Annotated in this window: 27 protein-coding genes; 14 read left to right on the top strand and 13 right to left on the bottom strand. The window is 59.2% G+C overall.

Annotation, left to right across the window (positions count from 1 at the left end; genetic code table 11):
- Positions 1–63: 63 nt before the first annotated feature.
- Positions 64–2,097: a M3 family metallopeptidase gene (locus LOY36_RS00420; protein WP_258671830.1), complete on the top strand. Its 2,034-nt coding sequence runs from the start codon at positions 64–66 to the stop codon at positions 2,095–2,097.
- A gap of 7 nt (positions 2,098–2,104) precedes the next feature.
- On the opposite strand, the gene LOY36_RS00415 is transcribed toward LOY36_RS00420, so the two are convergent.
- Together LOY36_RS00415 and LOY36_RS00410 are read right to left on the bottom strand one after the other, a co-directional pair.
- Positions 2,105–2,752 carry a dual specificity protein phosphatase family protein gene (locus LOY36_RS00415; protein ID WP_258671829.1) on the bottom strand — a complete coding sequence of 216 codons (648 nt, stop codon included), beginning with the start codon at positions 2,750–2,752 and terminating at the stop codon, positions 2,105–2,107.
- A 255-nt stretch (positions 2,753–3,007) separates the two neighbouring features.
- Positions 3,008–3,313: a hypothetical protein gene (locus LOY36_RS00410; RefSeq protein WP_019651194.1), complete on the bottom strand. Its 306-nt coding sequence runs from the start codon at positions 3,311–3,313 to the stop codon at positions 3,008–3,010.
- A gap of 242 nt (positions 3,314–3,555) precedes the next feature.
- Between LOY36_RS00410 and LOY36_RS00405 the strand changes: the two genes are divergently transcribed.
- The 3 genes from LOY36_RS00405 to LOY36_RS00395 all read left to right on the top strand — a co-directional run bounded on the left by LOY36_RS00405 (position 3,556) and on the right by LOY36_RS00395 (position 7,246).
- Complete coding sequence (locus LOY36_RS00405; protein WP_258671828.1) at positions 3,556–4,614, top strand: PA0069 family radical SAM protein; 1,059 nt, start codon at positions 3,556–3,558, stop codon at positions 4,612–4,614.
- A 243-nt stretch (positions 4,615–4,857) separates the two neighbouring features.
- Positions 4,858–5,589, top strand: a complete 732-nt coding sequence (locus LOY36_RS00400; RefSeq protein ID WP_258671827.1) for a carbonic anhydrase — start codon at positions 4,858–4,860, stop codon at positions 5,587–5,589.
- 130 nt (positions 5,590–5,719) lie between these two features.
- The gene (locus tag LOY36_RS00395) at positions 5,720–7,246 is read left to right on the top strand and encodes a SulP family inorganic anion transporter (RefSeq protein ID WP_258671826.1); all 1,527 of its coding nucleotides are present in this window, start codon (positions 5,720–5,722) and stop codon (positions 7,244–7,246) included.
- A 154-nt stretch (positions 7,247–7,400) separates the two neighbouring features.
- On the opposite strand, the gene LOY36_RS00390 is transcribed toward LOY36_RS00395, so the two are convergent.
- Positions 7,401–8,051, bottom strand: a complete 651-nt coding sequence (locus LOY36_RS00390; RefSeq protein WP_019580288.1) for a hypothetical protein — start codon at positions 8,049–8,051, stop codon at positions 7,401–7,403.
- A gap of 372 nt (positions 8,052–8,423) precedes the next feature.
- Here LOY36_RS00390 and coxB point away from each other — a divergent pair, with 372 nt between their 5' ends.
- From coxB to LOY36_RS00370, 4 genes are all read left to right on the top strand, one after another.
- The gene (gene coxB / locus LOY36_RS00385) at positions 8,424–9,551 is read left to right on the top strand and encodes a cytochrome c oxidase subunit II (RefSeq protein ID WP_019580289.1); all 1,128 of its coding nucleotides are present in this window, start codon (positions 8,424–8,426) and stop codon (positions 9,549–9,551) included.
- Positions 9,552–9,633: 82 nt separating this feature from the next.
- The gene (gene ctaD / locus LOY36_RS00380) at positions 9,634–11,226 is read left to right on the top strand and encodes a cytochrome c oxidase subunit I (RefSeq protein WP_018927258.1); all 1,593 of its coding nucleotides are present in this window, start codon (positions 9,634–9,636) and stop codon (positions 11,224–11,226) included.
- A 165-nt stretch (positions 11,227–11,391) separates the two neighbouring features.
- Positions 11,392–11,949 carry a cytochrome c oxidase assembly protein gene (locus LOY36_RS00375; RefSeq protein WP_018927259.1) on the top strand — a complete coding sequence of 186 codons (558 nt, stop codon included), beginning with the start codon at positions 11,392–11,394 and terminating at the stop codon, positions 11,947–11,949.
- 33 nt (positions 11,950–11,982) lie between these two features.
- Positions 11,983–12,870 (top strand): cytochrome c oxidase subunit 3, encoded by an 888-nt coding sequence (locus LOY36_RS00370; protein ID WP_019580291.1) that lies wholly within the window; start codon positions 11,983–11,985, stop codon positions 12,868–12,870.
- A gap of 15 nt (positions 12,871–12,885) precedes the next feature.
- Here the strand turns inward: LOY36_RS00370 and LOY36_RS00365 are convergent, their stop codons facing one another.
- Positions 12,886–13,089, bottom strand: coding sequence for a twin transmembrane helix small protein (locus tag LOY36_RS00365; protein ID WP_018927261.1), 204 nt, complete (start codon positions 13,087–13,089; stop codon positions 12,886–12,888).
- 70 nt (positions 13,090–13,159) lie between these two features.
- Between LOY36_RS00365 and LOY36_RS00360 the strand changes: the two genes are divergently transcribed.
- The 5 genes from LOY36_RS00360 to LOY36_RS00340 are packed head-to-tail and all read left to right on the top strand — an operon-like array spanning position 13,160 to position 17,068.
- Positions 13,160–13,900 (top strand): SURF1 family protein, encoded by a 741-nt coding sequence (locus LOY36_RS00360; protein WP_258671824.1) that lies wholly within the window; start codon positions 13,160–13,162, stop codon positions 13,898–13,900.
- A complete protein-coding gene (locus LOY36_RS00355; protein ID WP_026346030.1) occupies positions 13,866–14,459 on the top strand; it encodes a hypothetical protein in 594 nt (197 codons plus the stop codon). The genes LOY36_RS00360 and LOY36_RS00355 overlap by 35 nt, the downstream gene beginning before the upstream one ends.
- A 10-nt stretch (positions 14,460–14,469) precedes the next feature.
- Positions 14,470–15,549, top strand: a complete 1,080-nt coding sequence (locus LOY36_RS00350; RefSeq protein WP_258671823.1) for a heme A synthase — start codon at positions 14,470–14,472, stop codon at positions 15,547–15,549.
- On the top strand, positions 15,537–16,436 hold the full coding sequence (cyoE, locus tag LOY36_RS00345) for a heme o synthase (RefSeq protein WP_018927265.1): 900 nt from the start codon (positions 15,537–15,539) through the stop codon (positions 16,434–16,436). Before LOY36_RS00350 ends, cyoE begins: the two co-directional genes overlap by 13 nt.
- Positions 16,433–17,068, top strand: coding sequence for an SCO family protein (locus LOY36_RS00340; RefSeq protein ID WP_019651205.1), 636 nt, complete (start codon positions 16,433–16,435; stop codon positions 17,066–17,068). Before cyoE ends, LOY36_RS00340 begins: the two co-directional genes overlap by 4 nt.
- Before the next feature lie 77 nt (positions 17,069–17,145).
- Here LOY36_RS00340 and LOY36_RS00335 read toward each other — a convergent pair whose 3' ends face one another.
- From LOY36_RS00335 to zur, 7 genes are all read right to left on the bottom strand, one after another.
- On the bottom strand, positions 17,146–17,919 hold the full coding sequence (locus LOY36_RS00335) for a MetQ/NlpA family ABC transporter substrate-binding protein (protein WP_258671822.1): 774 nt from the start codon (positions 17,917–17,919) through the stop codon (positions 17,146–17,148).
- 79 nt (positions 17,920–17,998) lie between these two features.
- Positions 17,999–18,673, bottom strand: a complete 675-nt coding sequence (locus LOY36_RS00330; RefSeq protein WP_258671821.1) for a methionine ABC transporter permease — start codon at positions 18,671–18,673, stop codon at positions 17,999–18,001.
- Positions 18,673–19,680, bottom strand: a complete 1,008-nt coding sequence (locus LOY36_RS00325) for a methionine ABC transporter ATP-binding protein (protein WP_007940716.1) — start codon at positions 19,678–19,680, stop codon at positions 18,673–18,675. Before LOY36_RS00325 ends, LOY36_RS00330 begins: the two co-directional genes overlap by 1 nt.
- Positions 19,681–19,923: 243 nt before the next feature.
- Positions 19,924–20,640: a PA5502 family lipoprotein gene (locus LOY36_RS00320; protein WP_258671820.1), complete on the bottom strand. Its 717-nt coding sequence runs from the start codon at positions 20,638–20,640 to the stop codon at positions 19,924–19,926.
- 37 nt (positions 20,641–20,677) lie between these two features.
- Positions 20,678–21,466, bottom strand: coding sequence for a zinc ABC transporter permease subunit ZnuB (gene znuB / locus LOY36_RS00315; RefSeq protein WP_258618619.1), 789 nt, complete (start codon positions 21,464–21,466; stop codon positions 20,678–20,680).
- Complete coding sequence (gene znuC / locus LOY36_RS00310; RefSeq protein ID WP_258671819.1) at positions 21,459–22,244, bottom strand: zinc ABC transporter ATP-binding protein ZnuC; 786 nt, start codon at positions 22,242–22,244, stop codon at positions 21,459–21,461. The genes znuB and znuC overlap by 8 nt, the downstream gene beginning before the upstream one ends.
- Positions 22,244–22,726 carry a zinc uptake transcriptional repressor Zur gene (gene zur / locus LOY36_RS00305; protein ID WP_026286509.1) on the bottom strand — a complete coding sequence of 161 codons (483 nt, stop codon included), beginning with the start codon at positions 22,724–22,726 and terminating at the stop codon, positions 22,244–22,246. The genes znuC and zur overlap by 1 nt, the downstream gene beginning before the upstream one ends.
- Before the next feature lie 66 nt (positions 22,727–22,792).
- On the opposite strand from zur, the gene LOY36_RS00300 reads away from it, so the two are divergent.
- Positions 22,793–23,713, top strand: a complete 921-nt coding sequence (locus LOY36_RS00300; RefSeq protein ID WP_258671818.1) for a zinc ABC transporter substrate-binding protein — start codon at positions 22,793–22,795, stop codon at positions 23,711–23,713.
- A gap of 141 nt (positions 23,714–23,854) precedes the next feature.
- Here the strand turns inward: LOY36_RS00300 and LOY36_RS00295 are convergent, their stop codons facing one another.
- Complete coding sequence (locus tag LOY36_RS00295) at positions 23,855–24,805, bottom strand: homoserine kinase (RefSeq protein WP_018927273.1); 951 nt, start codon at positions 24,803–24,805, stop codon at positions 23,855–23,857.
- Between the two features lie 61 nt (positions 24,806–24,866).
- Positions 24,867–25,154 carry a DUF2782 domain-containing protein gene (locus LOY36_RS00290; RefSeq protein WP_019651211.1) on the bottom strand — a complete coding sequence of 96 codons (288 nt, stop codon included), beginning with the start codon at positions 25,152–25,154 and terminating at the stop codon, positions 24,867–24,869.
- Positions 25,155–25,173 lie beyond the last annotated feature (19 nt).

The raw sequence follows: 25,173 nt of genomic DNA, 5'->3' as shown, positions 1-25,173 counted from the left end.
CCACCTTTCCCCTGCGCTTCCTTTTAGGCTGAGCACATTCAGCCTCCAGTCAAGGAAGACACCATGCCAGATACCAATCCGCTTCTGCAGCACTGGGACCTGCCGCCCTATTCGCACGTTCGCGCCGAGCATCTCGTGCCGGCCATCGAAAGAATCATCAGCGACAACCGTCAGGCCATTCCCGACATCATCGCCACCCAATCAACATTCCCGACCTGGGACGACCTTGTGCTGGCGGTCGATGACACCGATGCACGCTTGGCTGAAGCCATGGGCATCATCGAAACCCTCGCCATGGTGAAGCACGAAGGTGACACCTGGGAGCTGGCAATCGATGCATGTCGTGATGCCATGGCGCAGTACAAAACCGAAAAAATGAGCAATCAGGCGCTGTTCCGAGCCTATCAAAAGCTTGCACAAAGCCCGATCGCCGCAAGTTTCGATGAGTCTCGCAAAGCCGTGCTGAACAAGATTCTGCGCAGGTTTCGTTTCTCTGGAATCGAGTTGCCCCTCGATCAACAGCAACAACTTGCTCACCTGAATCGCGAAATCAGCGCGCTCGAGAGCCTGTTTCTAAAGAACCTGGAGAATGCAAGTTCGGCCTGGAGCAAGCGTATCGACAATGTCGCTCAACTCAACGGTTTACCCCTGGCGACCAAAGATCGTCTGGCACTCAACGCACGGCAGGCTGGGCATGAGTGCTGGCTGATAACCCTGGATCAGGACACCTGCAATCAAGTCATGGCCTATGCCGAAGACCGCCCCCTGCGTGAAGAGTATTTCGTTGCCTTCAACACTCGAGCCTCCGATCAGGGCCCGCACGCCGGACAATTCGATAATGGACCGGTATTGAAATCGCTGTTGGTTCAGCGTCATCGCAAAGCCCAACTGCTAGGGTATGAAAACTTTGCCCAATTGAGCCTGGCGAACCGGATGGCGGACTCAACCGCACAGGTCAGCGGATTCCTGCGTCGACAAGTGGCGCTGAAAACATCGAGTTTCGAGGAGGATGCGCAAATGCTCAAGACTTTCGCAGCCAGCCAGGGTATCGCTGAGGTACAGCCCTGGGACCACGAGTTTCTCGCCGAAAAGCTGCGTCAGCAATACCTCGATACGCCCCTGAAAAGCCTGCGCGATTATTTTCCCCTGGACGCAACCCTGCGCCGAATCTGCCTGTTCAGCGAGCGCATGTTCGGAATTCGGATCGTTGAACAAACAACGTTCAGCCGCTGGCATGACAGTGTCCGTCTGTTTGAAGTCAGCGAGCACGGGCAGGTGGTCGGGCATATTTACCTCGACCCGTTCCATCGCAAGGAGGCTCCTGACTTTCCATGGACCGCAACACCGCGCAACCGGCGAGTGGACGCCGAAGGCCGGTTGACCCTGCCAATTGCCGTTATTCACGCCAACTTCACGGAGGTCTTGGCTGATCAACCTTGTTTGCTGACCCATCTGGATCTGCGGGTACTTTTCCATGAATTTGGCCACTGCCTGCACCACACCCTGACTCGTTCACCGCATTACACCCTTTCAGGCATCTCCCAGCTGGGACGCGACACGGCGGAATTTGCCGGCCAACTATTCGAACGCTGGTGTTTCTCACGAGAGTTTCTACAGTGGCTGGCGGCCCACCACCGCACCGGTGAACGCTTGACCGAGGCTCAAATCGATAAAGCACTGACATCGCTTCAAGCCCATAGCAGCTGGCAGACAGCCCGATTGCTGATGGCTGGCTTATTTGATTTCCAATTGCACCGCTCTCAGGGTGATGGCCGTAGCGTTCAGCGGGTATTCGAAGACGTACAGCGGGAAATTCCTCACTTGAAACTGTCTTCCTATAGCCGGCTCGCCAACAGTTTCGATTATATGGTGACCGGTTACGGCGCCTCGGTTTACGCCTACAACTGGTCAGATGTACTAGCCACCGAAGCCTTCAAACGCTTTGAGCGAGATTGGGTTTTCAATATCCAAACAGGTAAGGCCTTTCGCGAAGCCATTTTTTCACCTGGGGATTCACACTCTCTGCTGTTATCTCTAGAGGCGTTTCTGGAACGGCCACTTGCCGAGGATCTTTTCCCAGTCGCAGTAGGTAGCTGAGGCGCGATTACTCGATGTGAGCCGAGTTGAACCAACTCTTCATCGAACACATGGCAAACGGACTTGTGCTGCACTCACCATTGGCCAGCGCCGTACGAAGTTTGTCGACATCGGCCTGCATCATGTAGCGAATGCCGTCCTTGAAGTGGGTGCTATCGCCAAAACCGCCCTGAGTCATTTCACTCAGCGCATCTTCCTTACTCCAGCCCTGCACCACCACCCGGTACATCGCCGCCATCAGGCCGGTGCGATCCGAGCCGTGTTTGCAGTGCATAAGCACAGGGCCTTTGGCCTCGGCGGTCTGAATCGCGCGAATGGCCTTGAGCACATCACTGTCATCTACGTGATTGGTGCGGTAGGGCAGCTGTATCTGGGTGATTCCGGGGTTGGACAACCAGCTTGAGTCCGGTTCAGGCAGGAAGTTGATGACGGTAGCGACCTTGAGTTTTTCCAGCAACGGCACCGCCCCCTTGTCCGGCAACGCACTGCGATAGAGAGTCGGGGACATCTGATAAAGGTTGTACTGAACCTCCACCGATTGAGCCCAGTCCGCAGGCCGGGATAGAGCAGCGTCATCAGCGTGGGCCAGCGTCAGGTTGAAAAGTGCGGCCAGCGACAAAAGAAACGTCGCAGGTAGAAGGCGCAGTAGGGACATGCTCAGGCGACCGTGAAGTGATGGATAAGTGATCGACAGCCTGAACTCGGGACAGTCAAAGACCTGTGAGGGCACTGTCAAAGAATCGTGAATAGAACAGCAAATGCCCGAGGCTGGTTGTCATTCAGATCAGCCGGACTGTCCGACATCGCTAGTTGACTGAGAGACACTATCCGGCAAGACCTTGAGTTAATAGACACCGATAAAACCAGGCCTGCATGGAGTCTCATGCAGGCCTGGCAACAACTATCAACTTCAGGGATTTACGATACTGGAATAAGCCTTGGCCAAGGCCAGCAGTTTTGCCTTGTCGTCACCATCGATATCGCCATCACCGTCCACATCGCTGTTAATGGTCTTGATCGTGAAGGACTGACCACCATCGCTGGAAACCGCTGTCACATAAACGGAATCGACCAGTGCCTCTGTCTGCACTTCATTTACCGCATCCCATCCCAGCTCTTTACGGGCAAGCTGCATCGATACTTGTGCTTCGCGAGGATTGGTTATGCTGGGCGCCAACAGTTGCAAAAAAATACCACGCTGATTAAAAAACGACATGACTAAATCCTTTTAATTAATAATTCACGACAACTTCGTGTGACGAGGATAGTACTAACAGCCTTTGTAATTGCGCTACTTGATATATATTTCCGGTGATGACAGTTGCGCGATGCGCTTGATCCATAAACTTGTCTTGTTAGTTCCTTTATATAATCTCCGACATTCACTCGCCGAACGGCACTGGCTTGTCGCTTGCCCCCTTGATACTGTATGCACATACAGTCAATGGGTTTTTATCGATGAACACGCCTCTGCCACCCCGCGGTCGCGGCACCGCCACCAACCCGCACAACCGTTTCGCACCGAACCGTTCGGTGGCCGAGGATGACGGCTGGTATCAGGAAGCGCCGATCACCCAAGGCACCGAGGTGCGCATCGAGACGGCGAAGACCATCATTACCCGCAACAACTCGCCGGACTTGCCCTTCGACCGCTCGATCAATCCCTATCGTGGCTGCGAGCATGGCTGTATCTATTGCTACGCTCGGCCCAGCCACGCCTACTGGGACATGTCGCCAGGGCTGGATTTCGAAACCAGACTGATCGCCAAGACCAACGCCGCCGATGTGCTGGAAGAGCAACTGTCCAAACGCGGCTATCAATGCGCGCCGATCAACCTGGGCTCCAACACCGATCCTTATCAGCCGATCGAGCGTGAATACAAAATCACCCGCAGGACCCTCGAGGTGCTGCTGCGCTATCGTCATCCGGTGACCATCATCACCAAGGGCTCGCTGATTCTGCGCGATCTGGACTTGCTGACCGAACTCGCCGAACAACGACTGGTGGCGGTAATGATCAGCCTCACCACTCTGGACGATGAGCTCAAACGCATCCTCGAACCCCGTACGGCTGCGCCCAAGGCACGACTGCGGGCGATCCGGGTAATGCGTGAAGCGGGGATTCCGGTGGGTGTCTTGTGTTCACCGATGATTCCGATGATCAACGACAGCGAACTCGAAAGCCTGCTGACTGAAGCCCATGCGGCCGGAGCGCAAACTGCGGCTTACATGATGTTGCGCCTGCCGCTGGAAGTGGCGCCGCTGTTCGAAGAGTGGCTGGCCGCCCACTATCCTCAGCGTGCAGCTCATGTGTTGAGCCTGATCCGCCAGAGCCGTGGTGGGGAGCTTTACGACAGTCGGTTTGGCGCCCGTATGCGCGGTGAAGGACCATTTGCCGATATGCTGGCGCAGCGTTTTGCCAAAACCATCAAGCGCCTGGGGCTCAACCGTCGGGAAGGTTTCGATCTGGACTGCAAAGCCTTTTGTCCGCCGGGTCGCCAGATGTCATTGATTTAAGGACCATTGGACCTATGGTGGAGTAGTGAAAAAAGTACGTCGCGTTCAAGCTGGTCATATTTCTTATGACCTGGAACGCACGTTCTAGAGCGCTTGATTCAGTTTGAGTTAAGCTTCGGCCGCTACCTTGTTCATCGAGTGACTGATGGGTCTGCTTTTCGACCTGGATGTTTTTTATACAGCCACTGGCTTCACATCGGACAAAACGGGAAAATTCCCTTACTCCGCCAAAGAGGATGAATCATGAGTGACAAGGATAAACAGCCTTTGGCTGCGTCGGCTTCAGCCCAACCCGAGGCGGAAACCGCCGATGCAGCGCTGCAGCATATCGTTGACGGCTTTTTGCATTTTCATCACGAGATCTTTCCGCAGCAGGAAGAACTCTTCAAAAAACTCGCCACGGCCCAGCGGCCTCGGGCGATGTTCATCGCGTGCGCCGATTCGCGCATTGTTCCCGAGCTGATCACCCAAAGCGCCCCCGGCGACCTGTTCGTCACCCGTAACGTCGGCAACGTCGTGCCGCCTTATGGGCAAATGAACGGTGGTGTTTCCACAGCCATCGAATACGCAGTGCTGGCGCTCGGCGTGCAGCACATCATCATCTGCGGCCACTCCGACTGTGGCGCCATGCGCGCAGTACTCAACCCGCAGGGCCTGGAAAAGATGCCTACGGTCAAAGCCTGGCTGCGCCATGCGGAAGTGGCGAAAACCATGGTTCAGGACAACTGCCATTGCTCGAATGAAAGCGAGAGCATGCACATCCTTACCGAAGAGAATGTGATCGCTCAGTTGCAACATTTGCGCACGCACCCGTCGGTGGCCTCGCGCATGGCCAACGGTCAGCTGTTTATCCATGGTTGGGTGTACAACATCGAAACCAGCGAAATCCAGGCTTACGACGCGGATCAGGGTTGTTTCCTGCCGCTCGATGGCAGCCATCCGATTCCGGTGGCGACGCCCAAAGCGCGCTTCTAAATCCTCTTCGTAGCCTGTCTCACAACAACGTTTGCGAGACAGGTCAACAGATCCCTGTGTGGTTTAGCCGAGGCTGCTGATCAGGCAGCCCGGCTTTGCCATGCCTGAAGAAAACTTCGGGAGAGTCACCATGCGTGCCGCTCAATTAAAAGCTGTTCTGCCACGGGAGCTGCTGGCTTCGGTGGTTGTGTTTCTGGTTGCCCTGCCTTTGTGCATGGGCATCGCCATCGCCTCCGGGCTGCCACCGGCCAAAGGCCTGATCACCGGCATCATCGGTGGGCTGGTAGTTGGCTGGCTTGCCGGTTCACCGTTGCAAGTCAGCGGCCCGGCGGCGGGTCTGGCGGTATTGGTGTTCGAACTGGTGCGCCAGCATGGTATCGCCATGCTCGGGCCGATCCTGCTGCTGGCGGGTTTTCTGCAATTGGTGGCCGGGCGTTTGAAACTGGGTTGCTGGTTTCGGGTCACGGCGCCGGCTGTGGTGTACGGCATGCTCGCCGGTATCGGTGTGTTGATCGTGCTGTCACAGGTGCACGTAATGCTCGATGCCGTGCCCAAGCCCTCGGGGCTGGATAACCTGGCGGCTTTCCCCGCTGCGGTGATTCAGGCTTTGCCTTCGTTTGGCTGGCAGGCGGGCTTGCTCGGGCTGTCGACCATTGCCGTGATGTGGCTGTGGGAAAAATTCCGCCCGCATTCCCTGCGTTTCGTTCCCGGTGCATTGCTCGGGGTCGGCCTGGCAACGATCGTCAGCCTGGCGCTCGCCTTGCAGGTCAAACGTGTGGAGGTCCCGGCTAACCTCGCGGAGGCCATCGATTGGCTACGTCCGGCGGATCTGCTCAACCTGGCTGACCCAACCCTGCTGATCGCCGCCTTCGCCGTGGCCTTTATCGCCAGCGCCGAAACCCTGCTCTCGGCCGCCGCCGTGGATCGCATGCACAGCGGTCAACGCTCGGACTTCGACCGCGAATTGTCGGCACAAGGTGTGGGCAACATGTTGTGTGGTCTGCTCGGCGCGCTGCCGATGACCGGGGTGATCGTACGCAGCTCGGCCAACGTTCAAGCCGGCGCCACCACCCGTCTGTCGACAGTGTTCCATGGCCTGTGGCTGCTGGCTTTCGTGCTGCTGCTATCGAGCGTGCTGCAAAGCATTCCGGTGGCGAGTCTGGCGGGCGTGCTGGTTTACACCGGTTTCAAACTGGTAGACCTCAAGGCCTTTCGCGGCCTGGGCCGTTATGGCCGGATGCCGATGTTCACCTATGCGGCGACCGCACTGGCAATCATCTTCACCGACCTGCTGACCGGTGTGCTGATCGGCTTCGGCCTGACGTTGGCCAAACTGGCCTGGAAGGCTTCGCGACTGAAAATCAGCCTGATCGATCTGCCGGCGGACGGCGAGATGGAACTTCGACTGGTGGGGGCGGCGACCTTCCTCAAGGTGCCGGCGTTGACCCAGGTGCTGGGGAGCATCCCGGCAGGCGCGACGGTGCATGTGCCGCTCAATAACCTGAGCTACATCGATCACTCGTGCCTTGAGTTGCTGGAGGAGTGGGGCCGGGCCAATGCGGCCAAGGGTTCGAAGCTGTTGATTGAAGCGCGGGGGTTGAAGCGCAGATTGGAAGGACGGTTGCGGACCACGACGGGCGTAGGTTCCGCCGGATAGATAACAGTGTGGGAGCGAGCTTCTGTGGCGAGGGGGCTCGCCCCCGTTCGGCTGCGAAGCAGTCGCAAAGCTTTTGGGGCCGCTCCGCGGCCCAACGGGGGCAAGCCCCCTCGCCACAAGCTCGCCACACAGGTATTCGGTTCTTACCGTTGGATCAAGCCGCTGGCTGATCCAGCTCCAGTTCCACGCCCAATTGGCGCGACAGGCACGGCCAGCGCTTCCACGCGGCGCCGGTGTCCGGGCTGTTGAGTTTCTCGCGGTAGGCCTCCACCGACTCCAGCGCGAAACTTTCATCGTCAAGCATCTCGTCCACGGCGTGATGCACCGCCTCATCCAGTTGGTTGGCAAATTCCTCGCCAATCAATTGGTGGGCAATCAGGTTGGCGACAGTCATGTCCAAGGGGATCAATGGCTGGCCAAAATGCTTGATGTACAGGTCGTTGACCTCTTCGACCAGGCGGTGCGCCAGATAAGCTTCGTCCAGCAGGCTGTCCAGGCCAACGTGACCGGCCATGATCGCCGGCGGCTGGAGGAAGAACTGCTCGGCGATTGTCAGCACCGGCTTGATCTGCGATTCGATGCCCGCTTCCCTGGCGACTTCATTGGCTGCATCCAGCAGGTCTGGCACTTGTTCTATATACGCGGCCACAAAACGCGTCATCACGCCGTTGGCGTCGACATCCGGCAATTGGATGGCGGAGTGAAGGTGCGGCAGTTGGGTTTCAAGCTGACGAGTCAGCAGGCCGGTCTCGGCCTCGTGTTGCAGGGCTTTTTGGATCTGCTCGCGCAATGCGGCGGTGTTCATGAAAACTCCAGGAAACAAAGGCAATGAAATAGGGAAGACATAACTTAGCTGGCTCAGGAAAAAGGCTAAGACGCATTTGTCATAATTATTTCATTCTTGAGACGCCTGCGTTATATCGATTTGCCACCACTCGTCTGCATCCTTCTCCATTCGTGACCTGGAACGCAAGTCCAACCTGTTTCAGCTGATTTACCCCATCGCGTTGCGAGGTGGCACTCGCTGTCTATACTCGGTTCTGAATGGAGTTAGCTGATGACACCCGACTGCATATGCAGCAAGGCTCGGCGATTCAAGTTCGTGGTCTGAAAAAGCCGCTCCCTTGCCGCAGGCGTTACGCCTACGGGATAACAAGAACGATAAGGGGAACCCGCAATGATGCGACATCCACATGTCTGGATGGGCCTCCTGTTGTGGTCGATTTTCAGTCAGGCGCAAGCGGCCTGGACTGTCAATATGGCGCCTGGAGCGACTGAGATCAGTCACGCAGTATTCGATCTGCACATGACCATTTTCTGGATCTGTGTGGTGATCGGCATCATCGTCTTCGGCGCCATGTTCTGGTCGATGATGATCCACCGCCGCTCGACCGGGCAGGTGGCCGCAAAATTTCATGAAAGCACCACCGTTGAAATCCTCTGGACCATCGTGCCCCTGCTTATTCTGGTGGCCATGGCGGTCCCCGCAACCGCCACACTGATCAAGATGTACGACAACACTGAGCCGGATATCGATATCCAGGTCACCGGCTATCAGTGGAAGTGGCATTACAAATACCTGGGTCAGGACGTCGAATTTTTCAGCAACCTGACTACCCCCGCCGATCAGATCCACAACAAGGAAGCCAAGGGCGAACATTACCTGCTGGAGGTCGACAAGCCACTGGTGCTGCCGATCGGTGCCAAGGTGCGTTTTCTGGTGACCTCCGCCGACGTCATCCACTCTTGGTGGGTGCCGGCCTTCGCAGTCAAGCGCGATGCGATTCCGGGCTTCGTCAATGAATCCTGGACCCGTGTCGACAAGCCCGGCATCTACCGTGGCCAGTGCGCCGAGCTGTGCGGCAAGGACCACGGCTTCATGCCGATCGTGGTCGAGGTCAAGGAAAAGGCCGACTACGAAAAATGGCTGGGCGAGCGCAAGGCGGAAGCCGCGCAACTCAAAGAGCTGACCAGCAAGGAATGGACCCTCGACGAGCTCAAGGAGCGCGGCGACAAGATTTATCACACCACTTGCGTGGCCTGTCACCAGGCCGAAGGCCAGGGCCTGCCGCCGATGTTCCCGGCACTCAAGGGCTCGAAAATCGCCACCGGGCCGAAAGAGGCTCACCTGAGCCTGGTTTTCCATGGCAAGCCCGGCACCGCGATGGCGGCGTTCGGCAAGCAGCTCTCGGAAGTCGATATCGCGGCGGTCGTGACCTACGAACGTAACGCCTGGGGCAACAACAAAGGCGACATGGTCACCCCTAAAGAAGTGCTGGAGCTGAAACAGGCGGAAAGCAAATGACCCGGTCTATTGCGTACTCAAGGAATCGGTCGGGGCATGACGTCCCGGTTCGCCCAGCCCAGCCGTTTGCAGGAGACAGGACATGACTGTTGTAGTCGATGACCATGTTCATACCGATACCGCCCACGCCCACGGCCCTGCCAAAGGCCTGATGCGTTGGGTGTTGACTACCAACCACAAGGATATCGGCACGCTGTACCTGTGGTTTGCATTCACCATGTTTCTGCTCGGCGGCTCGTTCGCCATGGTGATTCGCGCCGAGCTGTTCCAGCCGGGATTGCAAATCGTCGAACCGGCGTTCTTCAACCAGATGACCACCATGCACGGTCTGGTGATGGTCTTCGGCGCGGTGATGCCGGCCTTCGTCGGCCTCGCCAACTGGATGATCCCGTTGATGATCGGCGCGCCGGACATGGCCCTGCCGCGAATGAACAACTTCAGCTTCTGGCTGTTGCCGGCGGCGTTCCTGCTGCTGGTATCGACCCTGTTCACCCCCGGTGGCGGGCCGAACTTCGGCTGGACCTTCTACGCACCGCTGTCGACCACCTACGCGCCGGAAAGCGTGACGTTCTTCATCTTCGCCATCCACTTGATGGGGATCAGTTCGATCATGGGCGCGATCAACGTGATCGCGACCATCCTCAACCTGCGCGCCCCCGGCATGACGTTGATGAAAATGCCGCTGTTCGTCTGGACCTGGCTGATCACCGCGTTCCTGCTGATCGCGGTGATGCCGGTACTGGCCGGCTGCGTGACCATGATGCTGATGGACATCCACTTCGGCACCAGTTTCTTCAGTGCCGCCGGTGGCGGAGACCCGGTGCTGTTCCAGCACGTGTTCTGGTTCTTCGGTCACCCCGAGGTGTACATCATGATCCTGCCGGCCTTCGGTGCCGTCAGCTCGATCATTCCGGCGTTCTCGCGCAAGCCGCTGTTTGGCTACACCTCGATGGTCTATGCCACGGCCAGTATTGCCTTCCTGTCATTCATCGTCTGGGCGCACCACATGTTCGTGGTCGGCATTCCGCTGGTGGGCGAGTTGTTCTTCATGTACGCCACCCTGCTGATCGCGGTACCGACCGGCGTGAAGGTGTTCAACTGGGCCAGCACCATGTGGCAAGGCTCGCTGACCTTCGAGACGCCGATGCTGTTCGCCGTGGCGTTCGTGATCCTGTTCTCCATTGGCGGATTCTCCGGGTTGATGCTGGCCATCGCCCCGGCGGACTTCCAGTACCAGGACACCTACTTCGTGGTCGCGCACTTCCATTACGTGCTGGTGCCGGGGGCGATCTTCGGGATCTTCGCCTCGGCTTACTTCTGGCTGCCAAAGTGGACCGGCCACATGTACGACGAAACCCTCGGCAAGCTGCACTTCTGGCTGTCTTTCATCGGCATGAACATGGCGTTCTTCCCGATGCACTTCGTGGGCCTGGCGGGCATGCCGCGGCGGATTCCGGACTACAACCTGCAGTTCGCCGATTTCAACATGGTGTCGTCGATCGGCGCGTTCATGTTTGGTGCCACGCAGATCTTCTTCCTGTTCATCGTGATCAAGACCATTCGCGGCGGCGAGCCGGCACCGGCCAAGCCGTGGGATGGTGCCGAAGGGCTGGAATGGAGCATTCCATCGCCCGCGCCGTATCACACCTTCACCACACCGCCGGAAGTGAAATGAACGCCCTGGCCTTTGTGGAAGCGAGCTTTTGTGGCGAGGGAGCTTGCTCCCGCTCGGCTGCGAAGCAGACGCAAAACTTTTGGGGCCGCTTCGCGACCCAGCGGGAGCAAGCTCCCTCGCCACAAGGGCCTGCTCCTAGCGGGTTATGCGTAAAGGTTCGAAGCCATGGCTGACTCGATCTCGATGAAGAAGCTGGTCACCCGCCTGTTGCTGGTGGTGGCGGCGATGTTTGTCTTCGGCTTTGCCCTGGTACCGATCTACGACGTGATGTGCAAGGCATTCGGCATCAATGGCAAAACCGCCGGGCAGTATGAAGGCGAGCAAACGGTCGACGCCTCGCGGCAGGTTCGCGTGCAGTTTCTGTCGACCAACGCCGCTGACATGCCCTGGGATTTCTATCCCAAGACGGATGAGCTGACCGCGCACCCCGGGGCGGTGAACGAGATGATTTTTATCGCCCACAACCCCACCGACCGGCCGATGAGCGCCCAGGCGGTGCCGAGTATCGCGCCGAGTGCAGCCGCGGCGTACTTCCACAAGACCGAATGTTTCTGCTTTACCCAGCAAGTGCTGCAGCCCGGTCAACGCATCGAGATGCCAGTACGGTTCATCGTTGACCGCGACATGCCCAAGGATGTGAAGCACCTGACGCTGTCCTACACGCTGTTCGATATCACCGCACGTCATCCGCCTGTAGCTGTTGCAGCAAGCACAGGTGGCTAGGCGTTAAAGCGTGCCCGATAAGGAGAACAATAAATGGCAACTCATGAACATTATTACGTTCCAGCCCAGAGCAAATGGCCGATCATCGCCACGGTCGGCATGCTGGTCACGGTGTTCGGCCTGGGCACCTGGTTCAATGACCTGAAGGCTGCGCGGCCGGAATCCCATGGCCCGCTGATCTTTTTCGTCGGCGGACTGCTGCTGGCCTACATGCTGTTCGGCTGGTTCGGGACGGTGGTCAAGGAAAGTCGCGCGGGGTTGTACAGCCCGCAACTCGACCGCTCGTTCCGCTGGGGCATGAGCTGGTTCATTTTCTCGGAGGTGATGTTCTTCCTGGCCTTTTTCGGTGCGCTGTTTTATGTGCGCAACATCGCGGGCCCGGCACTGGGTGGTGAAGGCACCAAAGGCATCGCCCACATGCTGTGGCCGACGTTCGAGTTCACCTGGCCGCTGCTGAACAACCCGGACTCGAAACTCTTTCCTCCCCCCAAGGAAGTCATCAGCCCCTGGGGCCTGCCTCTGCTCAACACCGTGCTGCTGGTGAGTTCCAGCGTCACCGTGACCATCGCTCACCACGCCTTGAAGAAAGGCCATCGCGGGGCGCTGAAAATCTGGCTGGCACTGACCGTGTTGCTCGGTTGCGGCTTCCTGGGCTTTCAAGCCAAAGAATACCTGCACGCCTACCACGAGCTGGGCCTGACCCTGGGTTCCGGTATCTACGGCGCAACGTTCTTCATGCTCACCGGTTTCCACGGTGCCCACGTGACCATCGGCACCATCATTCTGTTCGTGATGCTGATGCGCATCATGCGCGGGCACTTCAATGCAGACCACCATTTCGGCTTCGAGGCGGCGACCTGGTACTGGCACTTTGTGGATGTGGTGTGGATCGGGTTGTTCGTTTTCGTCTACGTACTTTGAGCCTGGTACTCATGACTACCAAGGCACGTGGGACACCAGCTGGCCGCTGAAAAAACCCCAGGCGATCAAGCCGACAGTAATGGCGGCCAGCGCAACACGAATACTCAAGGCGATGACCAGGCGATTCGAGCTGCTGTCGTCCTTGACCAGAAAAAACAGGCCGCTGAACAGGCTGACAACCGTGGCAATCAGCATCAGGACGATGGCTGCTTTGAGCATGGTGACACTCCGGGGGACAGGCGATGCATGTGAGTATAGCTATCGCGATGACCGACTTTCTGGCGACGCCATGAAGCGCTTCCGGCTGGGCCTTGTGCCGACTCTGGTGGTCGCGGTGCTGCTGCCCTTGCTGGTGTCGCTCGGGTTCTGGCAGTTGAGCCGGGGCGCGGAAAAAAGCGCGCTGCTGCAAAATTACGCCGAGCGCCGGGCCGCCGAACCGATGGCCAGCACCGAACTGCAACACACCGCAGATCCGGCCTTCCGCCGGGTTCGCCTGCACGGCCAGTTCGATGCCGAACACAGCCTGCTGCTGGATAACCGGCAGCGCGACGGCAAGGTCGGGGTCGAGCTGTTGCAACCGTTTCAGGATCAGGCCACCGGGCTCTGGTTGCTGGTCAATCGCGGCTGGCTGCCGTGGCCGGATCGGCGCACACCGCCGTCATTCACCACACCAACTCAGGTGTTGAGCCTCGACGCCTGGGTCTATGTCTCCCCCGGCGCAACGTTCCAGTTGCACGCTGACCCCAACGCCACGACCTGGCCACAACTGATCACCGCCGTTGAACCGGCCAGGCTGTGGACGGCGCTTGAACGTGACGGTTTCGCCTACGAATTACGCGCGCAAAGTGGCCCTGCGACCTACCGGGCCGATTGGCCGGTGGTGGCCATGGGGCCGGAAAAGCACCTGGCTTACGCCGTGCAGTGGTTCGCCCTGGCGATCGCGCTGTTCGGCCTTTATCTCTATCTCGGATGGCACAACGCAAAGGAGAACAATAATGGGAGTGGCCATGAATCCACCCGGCATGTCTGAGGCGAAAACACCGGTGAATCGGCGGCGCGGACGCTTGCAGTTGCTGCTGATCCTATTGGGGGTGATCGGTCCGATGATCCTCGCCACCGGCATGTACAAATTGCAGTTCTGGGTACCCGAAGGCCGCAGTTATCACGGTGAACTGATCGGCAACGGCCAGACTCGCGCCGACATTGGCGTACAGGTGCAGGAAGACCGCTGGCAGTTGCTGGTGACGGCGCCCAAGGACTGCTCGGTGGATTGCCAGCAGCTGGTTTATCTGGCGCGGCAGATCCAGATCGGCCTCGGTCGCGATGCCGCCCGTGCCAGCCATGCGCTGGCCATCGCGCAGCCGCTGAACAGTGATTACGAGACTAAACTTCAACGCGAGTACCCACAGTTGCAACGCTATTCATTGGACCTGCCGTCCTACATCAAAGGCGCGCAGAGCAATGACACGCCGCACCTGTGGATCATCGACCCTCACGGCAATCTGGTGCTGCGTTACGACCCGACGGTGAAGGGCAAGGATCTGCTCAACGACCTGCGCCACCTGCTGAAACTGTCGAACATCGGATAAGGGCATCGTCATGGCCAAACCTGGATTTCGCCTCGCGCTGTTTGCCACCTTGCTGGCACTGATTGTGGTGTTGCTCGGCGCTTACACTCGCCTGACCCACGCCGGCCTCGGCTGCCCGGACTGGCCCGGCTGCTACGGTTTTATCAGCGTGCCGCAAAGCGAAGCCCAGCTGGCTCATGCCGAACTGCATTTTCCAGACACCCCGGTGGAAGCCCACAAGGGCTGGAACGAAATGGTCCATCGCTACTTCGCCGGCACGCTGGGGCTGCTGATCGCGGTGCTGGCGGGCCGCGCCTGGGTCCATCGTCATCATCCGGGGCAGCCGGTGAAGTTGCCGCTGTTCTTGCTGGCGTTGGTCATTGGCCAAGCGGCTTTCGGCATGTGGACGGTGACGCTCAAGCTTTGGCCGCAAGTGGTCACCGGACATTTGCTCGGTGGTTTTGCGACCTTGAGCCTGTTGTTTCTGCTGACCTTGCGCCTGTCCGGCGTATTGCCGGCGCTGACTGTGCCTCGGCGTTTGCAATACTGGGCAACCGCCGGCTTGCTGCTGGTGATCGGGCAGATCGCCCTCGGTGGCTGGGTCAGCTCTAATTACGCAGCAGTAGCCTGCATTGACTTTCCGACCTGCCACGGCCAATGGCTGCCACCGGCTGATTTCGCCAACGGCTTTCACCTGACCCAACACATCGGTCCGAATTATCTGGGCGGGCAACTGGACAGCGATGCCCGCACCGCGATTCACCTGACTCACCGCATCGGCGCGTTACTGGTCACCTTTGTTCTGCTCGGTCTGGCCTGGCAACTGAAGGTCGTCGGCATGACGCGCCTGGCCGTCATGGTGCTGATCGCCCTTGCCGCACAAATCACCCTGGGCATCAGCAACGTGGTGTTCCACTTGCCGCTGCCGGTGGCCGTCGCCCACAACGCCGGCGGTGCGGCGCTGTTGCTGACGATGGTGCTGGTCAATTATCACGCGCGAACCAGCCTGGTTCGGGTCAAGCATCAGCCCCCTCGGCGCTGGCGTCTACGCCTGCGTAAACACTCGGCCGGGCCCATAACAATAAAAGGAGAGATGCCATGGCGACTCTGATCGGCGAACGTCACAGTCAGGCCATCTGGCGAGACTACCTGGAACTGACCAAGCCGAAAGTGGTGGTGCTGATGCTCATCACCTCGCTGGTCGGCATGTTTCTCGCGACCCGCGCCGGGGTGCCATGGACGGTGCTGGTGTTCGGCAATCTGGGGATCGCCCTGTGTGCCGGCGGTGCCGCGGCGGTCAATCATGTGGTGGACCGGCGCATCGACGCGGTCATGGCCCGGACCCACAAACGGCCCCTGGCCGAAGGCCGGGTATCTCCAGCCGCCGCGCTGACCTTCGCCCTGATACTGGCGATGCTCGGCCAGGCCTTGCTGCTGACCTTCACCAACCCGCTGACAGCGTGGCTGACCCTCGCCTCCTTGCTCGGTTATGCCGTGGTCTACACCGGTTTTCTGAAACGCGCGACGCCGCAGAACATCGTCATCGGTGGCCTCGCCGGAGCTGCCCCGCCACTGCTCGGTTGGACCGCCGCCACCGGTCATGTCGGCGCCGAACCATTGTTGCTGGTGCTGATCATCTTCGCCTGGACCCCGCCGCACTTCTGGGCGCTGGCGATTCACCGCAAGGAGGAATACGCCAAGGCTGACATTCCGATGCTGCCGGTGACCCATGGCGAGCACTACACCAAAGTCCACATCCTGCTTTATACCTTTGCGTTGCTGGCCGTCAGCCTGATGCCCTACGTGATCCACATGAGCGGCGTGCTCTACCTGATGTGTGCCCTTTTACTGGGCGCCAGGTTTCTGCAATGGGCCGTGGTGCTGTACCGTGGCACTCGACCGCACGCGGCGATCAACACGTTCAAGTACTCTATCTACTACTTGTTCCTGCTGTTTATCGCGCTGCTCGTAGACCACTACTTACTGTTGATCCTATGACTCGAACCCAGAAAACCGTCTTCATCCTCGTTGCCCTGATTGCGCTGATCCTGGGCCTGACCGTCAATAAAGTACTGACCGGGAAAAACCAGGGCGACCCGACGGCGCTGATCGATGCAGGGATCATCTTGCTGCCCCAAAGCCGCAATCTGCCGGACGTGAAGATGACCGATCAGGACGGCAAGCCAGTGGCGATCAACGAACTGAAAGGCAAGTGGAGTTTGCTGTTCTTCGGCTACACCTTCTGCCCGGACATCTGCCCGACCACCCTCGCCCAGCTGCGGCAGATCAAGAGTGAACTGCCGGCGGATGCGGTGAACAAGTTGCAGGTCATCCTGGTCAGCGTCGACCCGAACCGCGATACGCCCAAGCAACTCAAGCAGTACCTGGGCTACTTCGATCCGCAATTCATCGGGCTGACCGCAGCCTCGGTCGAAGACCTTCAGAAAATGGCCAACGCGGTGAGCATTCCGTTCATTCCGGCGGACACCAGCAAGCCGAACTACACCGTCGACCACAGCGGCAACCTGGCGGTGATCGGACCGGACGGGACTCAACGCGGGTTCATTCGTGCACCGCTGAATAACCAGAAACTGGTGGCGCAGTTGCCGGTGATGCTCAACCGTCAATAAGCACCATAGCTGCGGTGTTTCAGGCAAAAAAATGGGGCGCATTCAATGCGCCCCATTTTTTTCGTTAAAGCTTCAGATCAGAACGCCGGCAATACCGCGCCTTTGTACTTCTCGAGAATGAAGGCTTTCACTTCCGGGCTGTGCAGGGCAGCAACCAGTTTCTGCATTGCCGCGCTGTCCTTGTCGTCCGGACGGGCAACGAGGATGTTCACGTACGGCGAGTCGCTGCCTTCGATGACCAGCGCGTCCTTGGACGGATCGAGCTTGGCTTCCAGCGCGTAGTTGGTGTTGATCAGCGCCAGGTCGACCTGAGTCAGCACGCGCGGGATGGTCGCGGCTTCCAGTTCACGGAATTTCAGGTCCTTGGTGTTCTCAGTGATGTCCTTGACGGTCGACAGGATGTTGTTCGAATCCTTCAACTTGATCAGGCCAGCCTTTGCCAGCAGCAACAGCGCACGGCCGCCGTTGGTGGCGTCGTTCGGGATCACCACGTTGGCGCCGCCTGGCAGCTCTTCCAGTTTCTTGTACTTGCTGGAGTAAGCGCCCAGCGGCTCCAGGTGCACACCGGCAACGCTGACGAGGTTAGTGCCCTTGGCCTTGTTAAATTCATCCAGGTACGGTTGGTGCTGGAAGAAGTTGGCGTCCAGACGCTTCTCGGCCACCTGCACGTTCGGCTGGACGTAGTCGGTGAAGACTTTGACTTTCAGGTCCACGCCCTCTTTGGCCAGGGCTGGTTTAACGAACTCGAGGATTTCCGCGTGGGGCACCGGGGTGGCCGCAACGGTCAGGGTGTCGGCAGCGTGGGCGGAAAAGGCTGCAATGGCAGCGAATGCGACGAGTAGTTTTTTCATTCAGCTAACTCCTTGTGAGGCGCCAGTCTTCGGCGCCTGCCAGCGAATGGCCGGCTCATGTCTTGGTGACGAGAACTGTTTATTTGCGGGAGAAATGAACCACCAGCTTGTCGCCGACGGTTTGCAGCACTTGAACCAGCACCAGCAGCAACACCACGGTGACCACCATCACGTCGGTCTGGAAACGCTGGTAACCGAAACGGATCGCCAGGTCGCCCAAGCCGCCAGCGCCGACCACACCGGCCATCGCTGTGTAGGACACCAGTGTAATCGCTGTCACCGTAATCGCCGCGAAGATGCCCGGACGGGCCTCCGGCAGCAAGGCGTTGGTGATGATCTGACGAGTCGTCGCGCCCATGGACTGGGTCGCTTCGATGATGCCGCGATCCACTTCACGCAGGGCGGTTTCCACCAGTCGCGCGAAGAACGGCGTGGCGCCCACCACCAACGGTGGGATCGCACCGGCGACACCAAGGGAAGTGCCGGTAATCAACACAGTGAACGGAATCATCACGATCAGCAAAATGATGAACGGCAGCGAACGCAGAATGTTCACCACCAGCGATAGCATCGCGTAGACGCCTTTGGCTTCCAGCAACTGACGCGGGCTGCACAAGAACAACAGCACGCCCAACGGCAACCCCAGCAGCACGGTGAACAACAGCGAACCGCCAAGCATCAGCAGGGTGTCGCCGGCGGCCAGCCAGATTTCGTACCAGTCGATATTGGCAAAGAAACTCATCAGGACTTCCATCAGCGCAGCACCTCCATGTGGACATCAGCTGCGGTGAAGTGAGCAAACGCCGCTTCCATGTCGCCACCGGTAACGGCCAGGGTCAACTGGCCGTAGGGAACCTCTTTGATGCGATCGATACGACCGGCCAGGATGCTGTAGTCCACGCCCGTTTCCCGGGCGACGGTACCCAGCAATGGTGCGTAGGTCGCTTCGCCCTGGAAGGTCAGACGCACGATACGGCCCGGCACATGAGCGAAGTCGTCGCGCTGTTCGTTCTCGTCGATCTGCTCGTCTTCCTGGACGAAGCGCTTGGTGGTCGGGTGCTTGGGATGCAGGAACACCTCGGCCACCGAACCTTGCTCGACGATCACACCGGCATCCATCACCGCCACCTGATCGCAGACCCGACGGATCACGTCCATCTCGTGGGTGATCAGGACGATGGTCAGCTTCAGCTCGCGATTGATCTCGGCCAGCAGTTGCAGAACCGACGCCGTGGTCTGTGGGTCGAGAGCACTGGTGGCTTCATCGCACAGCAGGATTTTCGGCTTGGTTGCCAGGGCACGGGCGATGCCGACACGCTGCTTCTGACCACCGGACAGTTGCGCCGGGTATTTTTTCGCATGGTCGGCCAGGCCAACCCGTGCCAGCAATTGCGCCACACGCTGGTCGATTTCGCTACGCGACAGCTCACCGGCGAGGGTCAGCGGCAGCGCGACGTTATCGGCCACGGTCTTGGACGCCAGCAGGTTGAAGTGCTGGAAAATCATCCCGACCTGCTGACGGAAACGCCGCAGGCCATTGGCATCCAGCGCCGTAACTTCTTCGCCATCGACGATGATCTTGCCGCCACTGGAGTTTTCCAGGCGGTTGATCAGGCGCAGCAGGGTACTTTTTCCCGCACCGGAATGGCCGATCAGGCCAAAGACCTGACCGTTCTCAATCGTCAGACTGGTCGGATGCAGGGCGGGAATATCCTTACCGGCGACGCGGTAAGTTTTGTGGACGTTTTGAAACTCGATCACGTAGCGAACCTTGTGGGGCGCGTTAGAAAAGGATCAGCGGTTAGCCGGGCGCGCATTTTAGCCTGTCCGTATAGAGGTTCTTAGCATTTATTTCGCCTTCAACCAGCGATTTGGCAATAAGGCGATCAAAGGTAGGAACCTGGGCCAAGGCAATTGCGGCCTGATGCATCTAGAAAAGCAAAAGATCGCAGCCTGCGGTAACTCCTTCACGGTCCGGAGCTGCTGCAGGCTGCGATCTTTTCTTTATGGCTTGCGAGGACTCAAAACCATCTGCGCCGGAATATTGCGCAGAATCTGTTTCTCCAGCTTCAGATCAAACTCCGAATCCAGCTTCTTCACCCGTTTGGTCAGCAAGGTGGCCAACCATGGGTAATCCTGGGTACGGGGAACCTGAATGCTCACGTCGCACTGATAATTCACCACATCAGCGGCGATAGCATCGAGTTGACGACGAAGTTTGCTCATATCGGTGAGGTTCAATGCCACCGTCGTGCTTTCAGCCGTCGGGTCGATCACTTTGGCCTGCGGTTTGGCTTCGGCAGCCTTGAGGGCCGCTTCGGCTTTATCCAGTTCAGCCTTGCGTGCATGAACGATGGCATTGTTAACGCCACCGGTCAGCGCCGGGGCCTTGGGCATCAATACCCGGGCACGGCTGAGGGCAGTGGCCGCAGCATTCACATCACCTTTTTGCAACACGATCTGGCTGCGCAGCAAATAGGCTTCGGCCAATTGCCGCTGGTATTGCTCAAGGGATTGATCGTTGGGCGACTCGGCCTGCAAGGCCGCCAATTGATCCTCGGCGGTGGCCAGCTCGCTGCTGGCCAGGCTTTGTTCCAGTTGTGCAATAGCCGTGGCCCGCGCATCGGGGACCTCGGTGGCCGCCGGTGGCGTGCTTTGGCAAGCACCCAGTAGCAGCGAAAATGCGACAAGGAGCAGATAACGGGAGGCGAACGGCTTCATTCCTGCGACTCTCTATTTGCGCAAAAAACGAGCAAGTCTACACCCCTCGACGGGGCAGGACAAAACTCAGCAGAAACAGCGCGGCGGCCGCCACCACTATCGACGGGCCAGCCGGGGTGTCCTTGAACCAGGACAACGCCAGCCCGCCACACACCGCGAGCATGCCCAGCAGGCTCGCGCCCAGTGCCATCTGCTCCGGCGAGCGGGCGTGACGCTGTGCCGCAGCCGCCGGAATAATCAGTAACGAAGTAATCAGCAACACACCGACGATTTTCATCGCCACCGCGATCACCACGGCGATCAGCAACATCAGGACCAAACGCAACGCCGCTACCGGCAAACCTTCAACCTTGGCCAGTTCTTCGTGCACGGTGATCGCCAGCAAGGGACGCCATAGCGTGACAAGCAATGCCAGCACTGCCGCGCTACCGCCGAGGATCCACGCCAGATCGGTCGGGCTGATCGCCAACAGGTCGCCGAACAGATAGGCCATCAGGTCGATCCGCACTTCATGCATGAAGCTTAGTACCACCAGGCCCAGGGAGAGCGTGCTCGGTGCGAGAATTCCCAACAGCGTGTCAGACGCCAATGGCTGCCGCTGTTGCAGCGTCACCAGCAACACTGCCAGCAACAGGCAGCCTACGGTGACAGCCACGGTTGGGCTGACATCCAGCAGAAAGCCTAGCGCCACGCCAAGCAGTGCGGCGTGGGACAGGGTGTCGCCGAAATATGCCATGCGCCGCCAGACCACGAACGAACCCAGCGGGCCCGCGACCAGCGCCAGGGCCAGACCTGCAAGCAGGGCGAAGAGCAGAAAATCAGCCATGCTTGCAGCTATCTCCATGAACGTGGGTATGGGCCGACGGGGCCGCGATGACCACCGAGCCATGCAGGTCGTGAGCGTGGTCGTGATGGTGGTGATAAATCGCCAGGCTTTGTGCGTTCTTTCCGAACAGTTCGACGAACGCGGGATCGCCGCTGACCTGCTCGGGATGCCCGGAGCAGCAGACGTGGCGATTCAGGCACACCACCTGGTCGGTGGTGCTCATCACCAGATGCAAATCGTGAGAGACCATCAATACACCGCAACCATGACGGTCGCGCAGACGTGTGATCAGGCTATAGAGCTCGGCCTGACCGGCCACGTCGACGCCTTGCACCGGCTCATCGAGCACCAGCAACTCCGGCTCGCGCAACAATGCCCGCGCCAGCAGCACCCGCTGCATTTCGCCACCGGAAACACTTTGCACCGGGCTGTCGATCACCTGCTCGGCGCCGACTTCCTTGAGGGCGACCAAGGCCCGAGCGCGGTCCACGCCAGGGACCAGACGCAAGAAACGCAGCACTGATAGCGGCAGGGTTGGATCGACATGGAGTTTTTGCGGCATGTAACCGATGCGCAATTTCGGCTTGCGCCAGACGCTGCCGCTGTCCGGCTTCAACAGACCGAGCACCGCGCGCACCAGCGTGGTTTTGCCGGCGCCATTGGGGCCGATCAGGGTAACGATCTGCCCCGGCTCGACGCTCAGTTCGATGTTATCCAGCACGTTTTGCCCGGCAAAGGTGACGGCCACCTGCTCAAGACGGATCAGCGCATTGCTCATTAAGCCCCCTGGCAACCCGAGCAGAGACCGATGACTTCAACGGTCTGGGCCTCGACGATAAATCCGACGTCCCTGGCGCTGCCGACGATCGCGTCGCTGATGGACTTCTGTTCAAGCTCGATGGCGGCGTGGCATTGACGGCAAATCAGGAACTGGCCTTGGTGAGCGTGTTCCGGGTGATTGCAGCCGACGAAGGCGTTCAGCGAGGAGATGCGGTGTACCAGGCCGTTTTCCAGCAGAAAATCCAGCGCACGATACACGGTCGGCGGCGCAGCTCGGCGGCCGTCCTGCTCGCTGAGCACCGCCAGAATGTCGTAGGCACCCAGCGGTTTATGGCTTTGCCAGACCAGTTCCAGCACCCGCCGGCGCAAAGCGGTCAGGCGTAGCCCCTGACGTGCGCACAAGGCATCGGCCTCAGACAATGCGCTATGGACGCAATGAGAGTGGTCGTGGGGACGACTGGCAATCGGTGTTTTAGGCATGAGCGGCGACGAGTGTTGTGAGAGACGTTATTATGTTACCCGTTCTCGCCTCTTCGAGTGGTCATCGTGTCCCGACTTTTTTCTATCTTTGTCGCATTTGTCGCAAGTTTTCTGCTGATCGGTTCAGCCCAGGCCGAAGTCAACGTCCTTACCAGCATCAAGCCGCTGCAGCTGATTGCTGCTGCGGTGCAGGAGGGTGTGGCGATTCCGGAAGTGTTGCTGCCACCCGGGGCATCGCCGCATAACTATGCCTTGCGCCCATCCGACGTACGGAAGGTGCAGTCGGTGGACCTGGTTTACTGGATCGGTCCGGACATGGAGGGTTTTCTGCCTCGCGTACTGAAAGGTCGTACGCTGCCCAGCGTCGCGGTGCAGGATTTGCCTGGCCTGAAGCTGCGACGTTTCGCCGAAGACAGCCACTCCCACGCTGAAGAAGCCGACGAGCATGACCACGATCATCGCCCCGGCAGCCTGGATGCGCACTTGTGGTTGTCACCGATCAACGCCCGAGTAATCGCCGCCAAAATGGCTGCCGATCTGAGCGCCGCCGATCCGGCCAACGCTGCGCGCTATCAGAGCAACCTCAAGGCGTTCGATGAACGTCTGGATGCCCTGGACCTGCGCCTGAAGGCTCGTCTGGCAGGGATCGCGAACAAGCCTTACTTCGTGTTCCACGAAGCCTTCGACTACTTTGAAGACGCCTACGGCCTCAAACACGCCGGCGTATTCAGTGTCGCAGCCGAAGTCCAGCCCGGTGCCCAGCACGTTGCGGCGATGCGCACGCGGTTGCAGGAAGTCGGCAAAACCTGCGTGTTCAGCGAACCGCCGCTGCGCCCGCGCCTGGCAGAAACCCTGGTGGCCGGGCTGCCGGTAAAACTGGCAGAGCTGGATGCGCTGGGCGGGTACACGCCAGCGACCGCCCAGGGGTATGAGCAGGTGCTGGAAAAATTGGGAAATGATTTGGCCGGGTGCCTGGAGTCGTTGTAAGCATCCCATAGACCCTGTGGCGAGGGGGCTTCCGTCGGGCTGCAAAGCAGCCCCAAACAGGCCTGCACAATGAATTGCAGGGGAGCGCTTCGCACTGGAGCGCCAGCCCGGTCCAACGGGGGCAAGCCCCCACGCCACATTTTAAAGGGCGAAAGGCAGCGGCGTGTCGACCTTCTGCCGCTGCGCCAGCCGCAGCTGAAACTCCATCGGATCGTGAATCAACACGTCCTGCCCGGCGAAAGACTCCGCGGCAATCAACCGCGACAACCAGAACCGCACGCACGCCACGCGCAGCATGGTCGGCCACAGCTCCGCTTCGGCAGCGGTGAACGGTCGCAGCGCGGCATAAGCGCCCAGCAACGCCCGCGCCCGAGCCCCGTCGAGCTGCCCTTGCTCATCCGAGCACCAGTCGTTCAAGGCAATTGCCACGTCATAGAGCATCGGCCCTGAACAAGCGTTGTAGAAGTCGATCAACCCGGTCAGGTGCGTGCCTTCGAACATCGCGTTGTCGCGGAACAGATCCGCATGGATGTTGGCCCGCGGCAGCGCCAGAATTTTCGTCTTTTGCTGGGTGATTTCTTCCAGGGCACGTTGCAGCAAATCGCTTTGTTCGGCGTTCAGGTGCGAGAGAAACTGCGTGCCCTCTTCCAGCATCCAGTCCAGGCCGCGATCGGTTTTGCGCTTGATCATGTTGGCCTGGGTCGCCAGGTGCAGATGAGCCAGCAGCTCGCCGACCTGAGCGCAATGCTGGGCGTTGGCGTCCTTGATGTGCTTACCCGCCAGGCGTGGCTGCAACAGCGCAGGTTTACCGGCCAGCTCGCGCAACGCAACGCCGTCGGTGGTGCGCAGGGCATAAGGCACCGGCAGGTTGGCGTCGTGCAGCACGTCGAGCAGTTCGATGAAGAACGGCATCTCCTGCACCGGACCGCGCTCGACCAGGGTCAGGACAAACTCGCCCTGCTCCAGGCTGATAAAGAAATTGGTGTTTTCGCTACCGGCGGCGATCCCCTGGAAATCAAGCAGGCGGCCGAGCCCGTAAGGGGCGAGAAAGGTTTCCAGCTCGGGCCGAGCCAGGGGGGTGAACACAGACATGGTTAAAACTGCCAGTACGGGCGCCGCTACATAGCAAGCGCCGATTAAAGTTAAGAACCGCTTACCACTTAAAGATTTCCCACGCAGGGATCAGCATATCCGGCTGATCCGAGCGGATATAGTTACCCTCCGAGCCATCAGCGCGCACCAGGAAGTACGGTTTACCGCCCTTCGGAGTGACCTTGATGGCATACAGGAAACCGTTCTGCCGGTACTCCTGAATGGTTTTATCGCCTTCCGTGCGGATAGTGACTTGCGGTTCCGCCGATGGCGAATCATCTGCCGCCATCACTGCCAATGGGGTGATTACAAAGAAGCCAGCCAGCAACAAGCGATTTAGTGTGCGCATGATAACCTTGTCCCTTTGT

Origin of the sequence: Pseudomonas sp. B21-019 (genome assembly GCF_024749225.1) — a bacterium.
In the GTDB taxonomy this organism is placed as follows: domain Bacteria; phylum Pseudomonadota; class Gammaproteobacteria; order Pseudomonadales; family Pseudomonadaceae; genus Aquipseudomonas.
Note: the sequence above shows the minus strand (reverse complement) of the source record. Positions and strands in the feature narration are given on the sequence as shown.